The sequence below is a fragment of the Gordonia sp. YC-XJ4 genome (assembly GCF_059511865.1).
In genome coordinates this window covers 547142-558682 of record NZ_CM183447.1, presented here as the reverse complement: position 1 = coordinate 558682, position 11541 = coordinate 547142, and the positions used below count along the sequence as shown (strand labels likewise).

15 protein-coding genes are annotated in these 11541 nt (G+C 68.4%); 5 read left to right on the top strand and 10 right to left on the bottom strand.

Annotation, left to right across the window (positions count from 1 at the left end; all coding sequences use genetic code 11):
* Positions 1-122: 122 nt before the first annotated feature.
* Positions 123-575: a hypothetical protein gene (locus AC5ZH6_RS02510; RefSeq protein WP_006369305.1), complete on the top strand. Its 453-nt coding sequence runs from the start codon at positions 123-125 to the stop codon at positions 573-575.
* 38 nt (positions 576-613) lie between these two features.
* Here AC5ZH6_RS02510 and AC5ZH6_RS02505 read toward each other — a convergent pair whose 3' ends face one another.
* Positions 614-1288 carry a hypothetical protein gene (locus AC5ZH6_RS02505; protein WP_006369304.1) on the bottom strand — a complete coding sequence of 225 codons (675 nt, stop codon included), beginning with the start codon at positions 1286-1288 and terminating at the stop codon, positions 614-616.
* Between the two features lie 44 nt (positions 1289-1332).
* Between AC5ZH6_RS02505 and AC5ZH6_RS02500 the strand changes: the two genes are divergently transcribed.
* A complete protein-coding gene (locus AC5ZH6_RS02500) occupies positions 1333-1902 on the top strand; it encodes a YdeI/OmpD-associated family protein (RefSeq protein WP_006369303.1) in 570 nt (189 codons plus the stop codon).
* Positions 1903-1906: 4 nt separating this feature from the next.
* Here the strand turns inward: AC5ZH6_RS02500 and AC5ZH6_RS02495 are convergent, their stop codons facing one another.
* The 5 genes from AC5ZH6_RS02495 to rnhA all read right to left on the bottom strand — a co-directional run bounded on the left by AC5ZH6_RS02495 (position 1907) and on the right by rnhA (position 5788).
* Positions 1907-2698, bottom strand: coding sequence for an SDR family oxidoreductase (locus tag AC5ZH6_RS02495; RefSeq protein ID WP_035727517.1), 792 nt, complete (start codon positions 2696-2698; stop codon positions 1907-1909).
* Between the two features lie 155 nt (positions 2699-2853).
* Positions 2854-3834, bottom strand: a complete 981-nt coding sequence (locus AC5ZH6_RS02490) for an aldo/keto reductase (protein ID WP_288337356.1) — start codon at positions 3832-3834, stop codon at positions 2854-2856.
* Positions 3831-4298 (bottom strand): MerR family transcriptional regulator, encoded by a 468-nt coding sequence (locus AC5ZH6_RS02485; protein WP_014358544.1) that lies wholly within the window; start codon positions 4296-4298, stop codon positions 3831-3833. Before AC5ZH6_RS02485 ends, AC5ZH6_RS02490 begins: the two co-directional genes overlap by 4 nt.
* Positions 4299-4397: 99 nt before the next feature.
* Positions 4398-5312, bottom strand: coding sequence for a D-isomer specific 2-hydroxyacid dehydrogenase family protein (locus tag AC5ZH6_RS02480; RefSeq protein WP_094601680.1), 915 nt, complete (start codon positions 5310-5312; stop codon positions 4398-4400).
* On the bottom strand, positions 5309-5788 hold the full coding sequence (gene rnhA / locus AC5ZH6_RS02475; RefSeq protein WP_006369298.1) for a ribonuclease HI: 480 nt from the start codon (positions 5786-5788) through the stop codon (positions 5309-5311). Before rnhA ends, AC5ZH6_RS02480 begins: the two co-directional genes overlap by 4 nt.
* Positions 5789-5842: 54 nt before the next feature.
* On the opposite strand from rnhA, the gene AC5ZH6_RS02470 reads away from it, so the two are divergent.
* Entirely contained in the window at positions 5843-6619 is a 777-nt protein-coding gene (locus AC5ZH6_RS02470; protein ID WP_094601679.1) for a methyltransferase domain-containing protein, read from the top strand.
* A 5-nt stretch (positions 6620-6624) separates the two neighbouring features.
* Here AC5ZH6_RS02470 and AC5ZH6_RS02465 read toward each other — a convergent pair whose 3' ends face one another.
* A complete protein-coding gene (locus tag AC5ZH6_RS02465; RefSeq protein WP_094601678.1) occupies positions 6625-7872 on the bottom strand; it encodes a citrate synthase in 1248 nt (415 codons plus the stop codon).
* Between the two features lie 98 nt (positions 7873-7970).
* Here AC5ZH6_RS02465 and AC5ZH6_RS02460 point away from each other — a divergent pair, with 98 nt between their 5' ends.
* Together AC5ZH6_RS02460 and AC5ZH6_RS02455 are read left to right on the top strand one after the other, a co-directional pair.
* Positions 7971-9119, top strand: a complete 1149-nt coding sequence (locus AC5ZH6_RS02460) for a citrate/2-methylcitrate synthase (RefSeq protein WP_094601677.1) — start codon at positions 7971-7973, stop codon at positions 9117-9119.
* Between the two features lie 4 nt (positions 9120-9123).
* Complete coding sequence (locus tag AC5ZH6_RS02455) at positions 9124-9651, top strand: DUF1697 domain-containing protein (protein WP_094601676.1); 528 nt, start codon at positions 9124-9126, stop codon at positions 9649-9651.
* Between the two features lie 39 nt (positions 9652-9690).
* Here the strand turns inward: AC5ZH6_RS02455 and AC5ZH6_RS02450 are convergent, their stop codons facing one another.
* The 3 genes from AC5ZH6_RS02450 to AC5ZH6_RS02440 form a co-directional block, all read right to left on the bottom strand.
* A complete protein-coding gene (locus AC5ZH6_RS02450) occupies positions 9691-10173 on the bottom strand; it encodes a hypothetical protein (protein WP_014358538.1) in 483 nt (160 codons plus the stop codon).
* A 65-nt stretch (positions 10174-10238) separates the two neighbouring features.
* Positions 10239-10745, bottom strand: coding sequence for a MarR family winged helix-turn-helix transcriptional regulator (locus AC5ZH6_RS02445; protein WP_094601675.1), 507 nt, complete (start codon positions 10743-10745; stop codon positions 10239-10241).
* A gap of 30 nt (positions 10746-10775) precedes the next feature.
* The gene (locus AC5ZH6_RS02440) at positions 10776-11534 is read right to left on the bottom strand and encodes a hypothetical protein (RefSeq protein WP_094601674.1); all 759 of its coding nucleotides are present in this window, start codon (positions 11532-11534) and stop codon (positions 10776-10778) included.
* Between the last annotated feature and the right edge of the window lie 7 nt (positions 11535-11541).

The window sequence follows — 11541 nt, the reverse complement described above, 5'->3', positions numbered from 1 at the left end:
TGATCGAGCCCCGGCCAGAAGACTGCTAGCGCCTCTACAGCCGACTACCAAGAAGCCCCGGTACACAGGATCATCACCGCCGCAACGGATGCGGCGATCCGAAAGACCGAGATGGGGTTTTCATGAAGATTCGTCTGGTGACCATGGGCGTGGGTGGGGCTGCGGTGCTCGCCGCGGTGTTGACGGGCTGTTCGTCGACCGACAGCTCGTCCACACCGACCAACGCCGCCGCCACGTCCTCGTCGGCGTCGTCGTCGACCTCCACCACCGCGGGCTCGACCCGGGCCACCGAGATGGCGGCATTCGACAAGTGCATGGCCAACAACGGCGTCACCATGCCCGCGCGCAACGGGATGCGGCGACGATCCGAGGACGGGACCCCGCCGTCGGGGGCACCGGCCGGAGCGCCGTCGGGTGCGCCCGGCCAGGCACCCGAGGGCGGTTCGGGCGGTACTCCCCCGGCCCGTCAGCACACCATGACGGCGCCCCCGGGGGTCGATCAGGCCACCTGGACCAAGGCGCTGGCCGCGTGCAAGTCACTGGAACCGACCCGGCGTACCCAGCCGACCTCGTGACCGACCGGCTGCGGGGCCCATCCGGGCCCCGCGGCCGGTCAGGATTGGCCGCGCTCCAATTCGCCGGCAATGCCGCGTTCGAGTTGTTCGGCGGCGGGCGTCGGCACGTCGATGAGTCCGTCGAGCTCGGCCCGAGCCTTGCGGTAGGCGGCCTGCCGCTCGGCCGGCGTGGCTGCGGCGTCGGCGGCGACGGAGATGAGTTTGCGTGCGCGGTCCAGGGATTCGCGCTCGATGGGCGAGAAGTCCGATTGTTTGCGGCGTCGCGCCTCACGCTCGGCGGCGTCGAATGACGCGGCATAGACACCGACGGCGTCGCGGTACTCGGCGAAGGTCTCCGGATCGAGGGTTTCACCGGGCGCGGGTCGCATGTCGTCGGCGCGCACCTTGGCCTGATGAAAGGCCAGGGTGAGCGGTTCACGCATGTCGATGAGCATCGGGAATTCGATGAGCGTCGCGAGGTCGAGTTCGTAGGCGAACCATTTCTCGTTGATCTCGTCGTGCCGTTTGAGAACCTTGGTCACCTGGGCTTTGTCGGCACGGGTGCTGCGCAATTCCTCGGCCTTGGCGGTCGCCTTGATGCGTGCGAGTTCGATCTTGTCGCGTCGGCGCTTCTCGTTGTATCGGGCAACGTGGTTGGCCCAGCCGCCGACGATGCCGCCGACCGGGAAGATCAGCCACCAGTAGTCGCCCGCGAAGTGGAGGAATTGGTCCACGTCACAACCTTACCGGGCGATCGCACCGTGGATAGGGTGAGTGGATGGCCGACCCCGACGCCCCGGAACTGCTCGTCGAGCACATCGACGCGTGGCGGGAGTGGCTCGCCGGGCATCACGCGTCGGCGTCCGGGGTGTGGCTTGTGTTCTGGCGCAAAGAATCCGGCAACGAGCCCCTTGACTATGACGACGCTGTCCGGGAGGCGTTGTGTTGGGGGTGGATCGATGGGGTCACCCGCACGATCGACGCGCATCGGCGTGGCATGTGGTTCACCCGACGCGGACGCGGCAGCGCGTGGGCGGCGTCGAACAAACAACGGGTCGCCGAGCTCATCGACTCCGGCCGGATGCAGCCACCCGGCCTGGCCGTCATCGACGACGCGAAGGCACGCGGCCTGTGGAACCTGCTCGACGACGCCGAGGCCGGCGTCGAGCATCCCGACCTGACCGTCGCGCTGGATGCGAACCCGACGGCCCGCGCCCACTGGGACGCGTTCCCGCCGGGGGCACGCAAGGCCGCCCTCACCCAGATCGCCATGGCACGCAAACCCGAGACGAAGGCGCGTCGGATCACCGTCATCGTCGAGAAGGCCGCCCGCGACGAACGGCCGTGAAGCCTTACAGATCCGGAATCGGCAGGTCGAGGTTGGGTGTGACGATGCCGCCGTCGACCTCGATGATCTTGCCGGTCAGGTACGCGCCGGCGGGCGAGGCGAGATACACCGCGGCCGCGGCGACGTCGGCGGGGTCGCCGAGTCGGTGGAGGGGCGTCGCACCCTCGATGGTGGTGCGCATGGTCTCGTCGGCGGCGACGATGTCGAGGGCCGAGGTGAGGATCGCCCCGGGCGCGATGCCGTTGACGCGGATGCGCGGATTGAGGTCCATCGCCGCGAGCCGGGTGTAGTGGGCCAGCGCGGCCTTCGCCGTGCCGTAGGCGGCATAGGCGCGCCCCGGTGTGCGGCCCACCGCCGAGGTGATGTTGATGATCGAGCCGCCGTCGGCGTTGGCCAGCAGATGCGGCACCGACGCCCGCACCAGCGCGTGCGCGCCGGTCACGTTGAACGTGAACGCGTCGGTGAGGTGGTGGGGTTTGGTGTCGAGCAGCGGCCGTGGCAGCGCCCCGCCGACGTTGTTGACCACGGTGTCGAGGCGGCCGAACTCGTCGATCGCCGCCTGCGCCAGGGCGGCGACGGTGTCGGGGTCGGCGAGATCGGCGGCCACGACGTGCGCCCGCCGTCCCCGCGCGGCCACCTCGTCGGCGACGGCGTCGAGCTGCTCGGCGGTGCGTGCGCTGATCAGCACGTCGGCCCCCGCCTCGGCGAAGCCGATGGCGATCGCCGCACCGAGTCCGCGGCCCGCGCCGGTGACGATGGCAACGGTGTCGGTCATCCGGAACCTGTCGAGTATCACGACTCGACAATGCCACAGAACTAGAACGTGTTCTAGTGATTGGCGGAGAGGGTGACGTTCTTCCTCGGGAGTTTCGTTCGTCCCCCGGCAATTGCTGAGGGACGAACGAATTGCTTCAGGAAGAACATTCATCCCCTACCTTCTCGCCCGCTCGTTCAGGCCGAGGCCCCGGCCACCCAGCTCATGTCGGGATAGCGTTCTCCCGCCGGACGCAACCCCGAGAGTCGCTCGAGCTGCTCGGCGGTGAGCGTCACCGACAGCGCGCCGACGTTCTCGTCGAGATAGGTGCGACGCTTGGTGCCCGGGATCGGGACGACGTCGTCACCCTGGGCGAGCAGCCAGGCCAGCGCGACCTGCCCGGCCGTAGCGTCGACTTCACCTGCGACCGATCGGATCTCGTCGACGAGGGCGAGGTTGTGGTCAAGATTGTCTGCCTGCCAGCGCGGCAAGGTCGCGCGGAAGTCACCCGCGCCGGGTGCGGCGGCGGCCGCCGAGCCGGTGAGCATGCCGCGACCGAGCGGACTATAGGGCACCACGGTCACACCGAGTTCGCGCGCCGCTGGCACGTCGGAGGTCTCGATGTCGCGGCTGAACAACGACCACTCCGATTGCAGAGCTGCGATCGGGTGCACCGCCGACGCCCGCCGGAGGGTGTCGGCGCCCGCCTCACTGAGGCCGAGTTCGCGGACCTTGCCCGCGGCCACGAGATCGGCCAGCGCGCCGACGGTCTCCTCGATCGGCCGGGTCGGGTCCACTCGGTGCAGGTAGTAGAGGTCGATGACGTCGACACCCAGGCGTTGCAGCGACGCGTCGACACAGCGTCGGACGTAGTCGGGTGAGCCGTCGACACCGCTGGGCAATCCGGTGTCGGGATCGGTGAGAATCCCGAACTTGGTGGCGAGGACGATCTCGTCGCGGCGGTCGGCGAGCACCGTCGACAGCAGCTTCTCGTTGTCGCCGCCGCCGTACATGTCGGCGGTGTCGAGCAGGGTGATCCCGGTGTCGAGTGCGTGGTGCAGGGTGGCGAGTGCTTCGTCCTGGTCGGCCGGGCCGTAGGCGAAACTCATTCCCATACAGCCCAATCCGATACCGGAGACCTCAAGGGAGCCGATGCGGCGGGGAGAGCGGGGGGTCATGGTTGGGTCCTTCCTCCGTAGGTGGCGATCTTGTATTCGGTGGCCGCGAGCGACAGCGTCAGTTCGGCGATCTGCCTGCGGATGGTGTCGCGGTGCTCGAGCAGCATGTCGAGGCGTTCATCGACGGTGTCGTCTCCGGCGTCGACGAGCTCGACGTAGTGCTGGAGATCTCGGATTGCCATGCCGGACAACCGCATCCGGGTCAAGAAGACGAGCCTGCGCATCGCGTCGGCGTCATAGATCCGATTGCCCACGGCGTCGCGGGGGACTTCGACGAGCCCGATGCGCTCGTAGTAGCGCAGGGTGTGCGGCGAGATGTCGAGCGCCTCGGCGGCCTGCGCGACGCTCATCGGTTCGGCGATCTCGTCGAGACCAACGAGGGAGTGGATCACCTCCACCGACAGCGGTCCGTCGAGGCCGCCGAGCGCGTCGAGCGCCTTGCGCATCAGATGTTCTGTGCTCATGGCAGCAACGCTAGGCCTTTGAGCGCGCTCGAAGGCAAGACCGGGATCCCGGCGTTCTTCCCCTGCTTTTCCGCAGCTACCTTTTCTGCGGCCGGCGACTCAGTAGTCGCGGTCGGCCGACACCGTGGAAATCAACTCCTCCCCGGCGACGAACCGCCGGAGATTCTCGGCCACCCACGGCGCGAGTTCTCGCGTGAGTCCCGACGACGGGTTCGCGATGTGCGGGGTGATGATGCAGTTGGGCAGCGACCACAGCGGGTCGTCGGCGGCCGGCGGTTCCGGATCGGTGACATCGAGTGCGGCACCGGCGATCTCACCACCGCGCAGTGCCCAGTAGAGGGCTTGTTGATCAACGAGGGGCCCACGGGCGACGTTGACGATCCAGCAGTGCGCGGGCAACGCGGCCAAGCTCTCGGCGTTGATCAGGTGATGGGTTTCCGGCGTCGACGGCGCCGCGAGCACGACGTGGTCGGTCGAGCGCCACACCTCGTCCATCCGCGACGAGGGCAGTGTCTCGTCGGCGCCCTCGACCGGTCGGCCCGACCGGTTGACCGCGAGCACCTGAGCACCACCGGCCTTGAGTCGCGGCGTCAGCGACGCACCGATTCCGCCCGCGCCCACGATCGCCACCGTCGCACCCCGCAACGTGCGCACCGCGGTGTCGATGGGTTCTTTGTCCCAGTGGTCGCGAATCGACGTGTGGATCTGTCGCAGTCCGGTGAGCAGCAGCGCCAGCGCGTGCTCGGCGACGTTTTCGGCGTAGAAGCCCGACGCGTTGGTCCAGGTCCGCTTGTCGTCGAGTACCCCGGCGGTGACGAACCCCTCGATCCCGGCCGTCTTGAGCGCCACCCACTCGACGGCGTCGGGCAGCGCGGGGAAGCCGTCGGGGCCGCCGAGCCAGACCAGCACCCGCGCCTCGTCGAGTCCGACGATTTCTCCGCCCGCCTCCTCGACGGCGGCGACGACGTGCTCGTCACGGATCGGTTCGACGGCGACCGGCATCCGGGTGGTCATGAGCGCACCTGCGCGATCTCGCGGGCCGCCGAGGTCGCGAGGCGGTCGGCGATCTCGTTGTAGTGATCACCGTTGTGGCCCTTGACCCAACGCCACTCCACCTGGTGCCGCTTCTCCTCGTCGATCAGGCGCTTCCACAGGTCGGCGTTCTTCACCGGCTTCTTGTCGGCGGTCTTCCAGCCGTTGCGCTGCCAGCCGGCGACCCACTTCATGATGCCGTTGCGCACGTAACTGGAGTCGGTGTAGAGGATCACCGTCGACGGCCGCTTGAGCGCCGCGAGACCCTCGATCGCTGCCTGCAACTCCATCTTGTTGTTGGTGGTGTCGGGAGCCGAGCCGGAGATCTCCTTCTCGGTGCCCTTGTACCGCAACACCGCTCCCCATCCACCGGGGCCCGGATTGCCCAGGCAGGCGCCATCGGTGGAGATCTCCACGACATCGTCGGAACCGGGGGTCGTGTCAGGATCGTTCGCCATTCCTCCGAGATTACGAGACACGCAACGCTTGCACGAAACGACTAGGGTGGAGCCATGCCTGTCTGGGATCCGACGCGCTATCTCCAGTTCGCCGACGCCCGCTCGCGACCGTTTCTCGACCTCATCGCGCGCGTCCCGATCGAGCCCGCCACGATCATCGACCTCGGCTGCGGGCCCGGCCACCTCACCCGCTACCTGCGTGCACGCTGGCCCGACGCGCACATCCTCGGTATCGATTCGTCGGCGGAGATGATCGACGAGGCGCTGCGCTCCAATTCCGATCCCGACGCCAACTACGACGTCCACGACGTCACCACCTGGAAGCCGTACGAGCCAGTCGACCTGATCGTCTCCAACGCGATGTTCCAATGGGTCCCGGACCAGTTCTCGGTGATCGGCGACCTCCTCGACCATCTGACGCCCGGCGGTGCCTTCGCGGTGCAGGTGCCCAACAACGCGAGTTCGGCCACCCACACCTTGCTCGACGAACTCTCCCGCGAGGAGCCCTACGCCGAGTACCTGCACGATGTGCGGCGGCTGCCGACCACCGGTCCGCAGGAGTACCTGGAGTTCTTCGCCGACCGCGGCTACTCCGTCGATGCCTGGGAGACGACCTACCTGCACGTCCTCGACGGCGAGGACCCGGTGTTCGAGTGGATTTCCGGGACCGGTGCGCGTCCGTTCCTGCAAGGTCTGCCCGACAACCTCGTCGACGGCTTCACCGACGAATACAAGGCGCGTCTGCGTGCGGCGTTCCCGTCGCGGCCCTGGGGGACGCCGCTGCCGTTCCGGCGGACCTTCGCCGTCGCCTCCCCGCAACCGCACATCTGAACTGCTCAGGTGGCGTGGGCCCCGCTCGGACGCACCCCGGTGTAGACGCCCTCGGGCCGAAACCGTAACCGCGGCGCCTGGTATTCCTCGAGCGCATGCGCGATCCAGCCCGCGATCCGTGCCAGCGCGAAGATCGTCTCGGCGGCATCCGGACGCATCCGGTACCGCAACGCCAGTGCCGCCAGCGCCAGGTCGGAGTTGACGAAGGTCGACGGCCCGAGCGCCTCGACGATCGTGGTGACCGCAGGCTGCACGCGTCGATCACCACCACCGCTGCGCGCCAGCATCTCCAGCAGCACCGTCGCCCGGGGATCGCTGGCCCGGTAGATCACGTGGCCCGTCCCAGGGATGTGGCTGTCGGCATAGAGGGCGTCGGCGATGGCCGCGGTCGGGTCGTCGAGGGCGTCGGCGAGGAATCGGTAGGCCAATGTGGTTGCGCCACCGTGCATCGGGCCGTCGAAGGCACCGAGTCCGGCGCCGATGACGGCGTAGACGCTGCCCCGCGCGCTGGCCGCGACCCGCGCGGCGACGGTGCCCGCGGCCAGGTCGTGGTCGGCGAGCGCGACCAATGCCGCGTTGAGTACCTTGACCGCGCGCGGTGTCGCGGGCTCGTCGGTCAGGCGCGGCCACAGTCGTTGCGCCAGTGAACCTTCCGATTCCCCGGGAGCCAGTGCGTCGACCGCGGTGACGAGGACGCGGGTGGCCTTCTCGGTGACGGCTGCGGGTTCGATGTGATGGCGCAACGGGTCTCGAGCCCCGAGTAGGTCGACGGTGAGCCGGATCCGGTCCAGCCCGCGCGAGTTGGTTCCGGCGACACGTCGCACCGCCGCACCGATCCCCCGCCCGGGCGCGGCCTCATTCCCCCACGCGGGCGCGGCCTCATTCCACGGCTCGCCCCAAAGTAATTGGGCCACATTCTCATAGCTCGTCGTCCGGGCGAGATCGGCGACGTCGTGGCCACGATAGTGCAGCCGATCGTCGTGCAGATAGGTCAGCTGGGTGCGGATGCGTTCGGCGGCGCCGGCCGGCGGCCGATGTCGCGAGCCCTGCAGGAGCCCGTCGACCTCGTCGACGGCGAACATGCTGCCGTCGTATCCGGCGATGCGGGAACTGTGCAGGCGCCCGCGGCTGACATAGGCGTAGACGGTAGAGAGCTTGACGCCCAACACCTTTGCGACCTGTTCAGTGGTCAGGTAGTCGCGCCCGTCGTGCCGGATGGGCGTCGGGAATCGGCGGGTGTGCGCGCGGGTCACACATTGATTGAATCAACATTGACCACACCGCTCAACCTCGCCACCCTGAGAGCACGGAGCCGTCGACGGAGCGGCCTCCAGCAGCGTCAGGAGTTGTGATGACCGAACCACTGATCGCCCCGCCGGGACTACACGACCTCGTCGTCGCCGATACCGAGATCGGCGACGTGCGTGGCGCCGAGGGCTTCTATCACTACCGCCAGTACTCGGCGATCGAGTTGGCGCGCACCCGTTCATTCGAGGAGGTGTGGTTCCTGTTCCTGTACGGCCATCTGCCGAGTGCCGCCGAACTCGACGACTTCGTCGAGGTGGTGCACCGGATGTCGGTGCTGCCGCCGGAGGTCGGGGGCATCCTCACCGCGGCGGCGCTGCTCGGCGGTGAGCGGGACTCGTTGTCGGGGCTGCGCACCGTGCTGTCGGCGGCAGGCAGCGCGACCGGGGTCCGGCCGCTCTGGGACAGCGATGACGAACAGCGCCGCACCGACGCCATCCGGGTGGCCGCCCTCACCCCGACGATCCTCGGTGCGCTCGCCCGCATCCGCGCCGGTGAGGAGCCGCTGCAGCCGCGCCGCGACCTGTCCGCGGCGGCCAACTGGCTCTACCTGATCTCCGGTCGACAGCCGACGCAGGAGCACGTGCGGGCCATCGAGCACTATCTGATCGCCACGATCGACCACGGTTTCAACGCATCGACGTTCACCGCCCGGGTCATCGCCTCCACCGGCGCCGACGTCGTCGCGGCGGTGTGCGGGGCCATCGGTTCGTTCTCGGGGCCGCTGCACGGCGGTGCCCCCGACCGCGCGCTCGACGCGCTGGACGAGATCGCCGCGTTCGGCGACCCCACCGAGTGGGCCCGCCGTCAGGTCGAGGAGCATCGGCGCATCATGGGATTCGGGCACGCCGTCTATCGCACTGCTGATCCGCGCGCAATGATGTTGCGCGACATCGCCGGTGAACTCGGCGGGCCCCTCGTCGAGCAAGCCATCGCCGCCGAGGCAGCCATCACCGAGGTCCTGGCGCAGGCCCACCCCGATCAGCCGCGGTACGCCAACGTCGAGTTCTATGCCGGTGTGGTGATGGAGTGCTGCGGCGTGCCGCGGTCGATGTTCACGCCGACCTTCGCGGTCAGTCGGGTCGTGGGTTGGTGTGCGAACATCCTCGAGCAGTCCCGCTCTCGCAAGATCATCCGGCCCGCGGCACGGTATGTCGGTCCGCCCCCGGCCGCACCCGCCGCCGTGCCAGACTGATCGCATGGCACGATTGGTCTTTCTCATCCGCGCAATCAATGTCGGTGGCGCGAAACTCCCGATGGCGGAATTGCGCTCCATGGCAACCGAACTCGGCGCCACCGACGTGACCACCCATATCGCGTCCGGCAATCTGATCTGCACACCACCCGACTCCGCCGACGACTTCGCACGTGCGCTCGAGACCGCCATCGAGGAACGCTACGGCTTCTCCCGTGAGGTGATCGCCCGGTCGGCGACGCAACTCCGCGACGCACTCGAGGCCTACCCGTTCGAGGCGAGCGAAGAGAAGTTCGCCCACATCTATTTCCTGACCGGTGAACCCGATACCGACAAGGCAGAAGCCTTCGTGGCCAAGGACTTCGGCGCCGACGAACTCGCGGTCATCGGCAGCGACCTGCACATCCACTACGCGGCAGGCGTCGCCGGGACCACGCTGAGCGTGCCGAAGATCGCCCGGGGACTCGGGGTGACGGGGACCGGCCGCAACCTGCGGACAGTGCGCACACTGGTCGATCTCGCCGAGGCCTGAACCCGGCGCCGCCGGTCAGACGCGCAGCAGTGCCACCGGTCAGACACGCAGCAGTGCCGCGGTGACGGCTTCGATGTCCTCGCGTTGTTTCTCGAACGGCGCTTCCCACAGTTTGCGGGGCAGCTCCTCGAGTTGTTCGACCACACCCTCGAGCTGTTGCAGGCGGTCGGTCTTGTCGTCGCCGTCGAGATCGGCCGCCGCGATCAGCTGATCGTCGAGGGCGAAGACGGCGTCGTCGAGCCGGTCGCGGTCGGCCAGAGTCGCCTTGTCGTGCGGGATCGCCGGATTCTGGTGCACGTCGGCGATCGCGTACCGAACCCGCCGATGCAGCAACGCCTCCGGCGAGGTCGCCGTCGTCCAGTTGTCGGGGGCGCGGCTCGGCCTGCCCGGGATCAGATCGGTCGACCGCGCGAACGCCCGGACCCGCTTGTCGGAATCCCAGGCGAACCAGATCGCGCCGATCAGGATGAACAGTGCGACGAAGACGATGACGCCGATGACAACGATCGCGATGGCCGACATAGTGCGACCTTAGCCCAGTCCCGTCGCGACCCTGCGCGGCTGCGGCACCGGCAGGCGGGACCACGTCATGCGAGCGGCTCCGTCGCATGCGCGGCGCGGACCGCAGCGGCGTTGACGCGAGTGAGCACCCGGTGCAGGTCCTCGAGGTCGGCGAGGTCCACGCCGAGGGCGTCGACGACCGCCGGCGGGATCGACAGCGCCTGCTCGCGCAGCGCCCACCCGGTGTCGGTGAGGACGATGTCGACATTGCGTTCGTCGTCGCCACGACGGCGGCGTTCGATCAGCCCGTTGGTCTCCAGTCGCTTCAGCAGCGGCGAGAGCGTCGCCGAATCGAGTTGCAGCACCGCGCCGAGGTCCTTGACCGCGCGGGGCGAGGACTCCCACAGCGCGAGCATCACCAGATATTGCGGGTGGGTCAGGCCGAGGGGCTCAAGGAGACGGCGATAGATCCGCAGCACCGATCGGTTGGCGACGGCCAGGGCGAAACACACCTGTCGCTCCAGCAGCAACGGGTTCTCGCCGAGGTCCGGTACGGCGACCACCTCCGGTTCGCCGATTGTCGCTTCCGCCATGTCCCTCCACACGATGACTCCACTGATGCCTCACATGGTAGGCCCGACGGCCGGGGGCGGTCCGCTCGACGGTTTGCCCGCCACCCAGTCCTCGATGGTCAGTCCCCACTTGCCGAAGCGGTCGTCGAAACTGTCGGCGCGCGTGGCGGCCCGTGCCTTCTTGGCCGGTGAATAGCGACGGCCGGCCCACCGCGAGTGTGGCCGGGCCAGACGGATCGCGCCGATCCAGCCGACCGGCGGAATGAACGCGCCGACCGCGGCGGTCGAGTACTTGCCCTTCTCGACGCACACCAGGACACAGGCGATGTGGATCGGCAGCACCACCAGCACGCCCCAATTCCCGTGCAGCTGTGTGTTCTCCGCGGCGGTGGTGTCGTCGAAGGGATTGACGCCCAACGCCAACAGCCCGAGGACGGCCGTGGTCAGCGAGACCACCTGTACCGAGAGTTGGCCCTCGGTGCTCCAGTAGACGTCGCCGAGATGCAGGATCAAGGCGAACTCGTCGAGGACCAGGCTCGCGCCGACGCCGATGAGGACCGCAGCGATCAGCGCGCCCGGACGATGGCCGGCAACGGTCACCGACATCACCGCACCGACCAACAACAACACCAGCCCCGGCACGGCGTGGTGGATGTGCACGCCGCCGCGCACATTGTTGTGGAAGGGCCCTCGGCCGGCGCGGATCAGCCGCGTGATGGTGCGGGTGATGACAAAGGTCAGCAGGAACGCGAGGAACAGCAACGACAGCGGCAACCGGCCCGAATGCCAGAAGGTGTCGACGGCGCTCACGGCAGCG

Excerpts from the sequence above, each read along its gene's own strand:
- AC5ZH6_RS02510 (WP_006369305.1), top strand. The coding sequence starts at position 123 with ATGAAGATTCGTCTGGTGACCATGGGCGTGGGTGGGGCTGCGGTGCTC.
- AC5ZH6_RS02500 (WP_006369303.1), top strand. The coding sequence starts at position 1,333 with ATGGCCGACCCCGACGCCCCGGAACTGCTCGTCGAGCACATCGACGCG.
- AC5ZH6_RS02490 (WP_288337356.1), bottom strand. The coding sequence starts at position 3,834 with ATGACCCCCCGCTCTCCCCGCCGCATCGGCTCCCTTGAGGTCTCCGGT.
- AC5ZH6_RS02485 (WP_014358544.1), bottom strand. The coding sequence starts at position 4,298 with ATGAGCACAGAACATCTGATGCGCAAGGCGCTCGACGCGCTCGGCGGC.
- AC5ZH6_RS02480 (WP_094601680.1), bottom strand. The coding sequence starts at position 5,312 with ATGACCACCCGGATGCCGGTCGCCGTCGAACCGATCCGTGACGAGCAC.
- rnhA (WP_006369298.1), bottom strand. The coding sequence starts at position 5,788 with ATGGCGAACGATCCTGACACGACCCCCGGTTCCGACGATGTCGTGGAG.
- AC5ZH6_RS02470 (WP_094601679.1), top strand. The coding sequence starts at position 5,843 with ATGCCTGTCTGGGATCCGACGCGCTATCTCCAGTTCGCCGACGCCCGC.
- AC5ZH6_RS02460 (WP_094601677.1), top strand. The coding sequence starts at position 7,971 with ATGACCGAACCACTGATCGCCCCGCCGGGACTACACGACCTCGTCGTC.
- AC5ZH6_RS02455 (WP_094601676.1), top strand. The coding sequence starts at position 9,124 with ATGGCACGATTGGTCTTTCTCATCCGCGCAATCAATGTCGGTGGCGCG.
- AC5ZH6_RS02450 (WP_014358538.1), bottom strand. The coding sequence starts at position 10,173 with ATGTCGGCCATCGCGATCGTTGTCATCGGCGTCATCGTCTTCGTCGCA.
- AC5ZH6_RS02445 (WP_094601675.1), bottom strand. The coding sequence starts at position 10,745 with ATGGCGGAAGCGACAATCGGCGAACCGGAGGTGGTCGCCGTACCGGAC.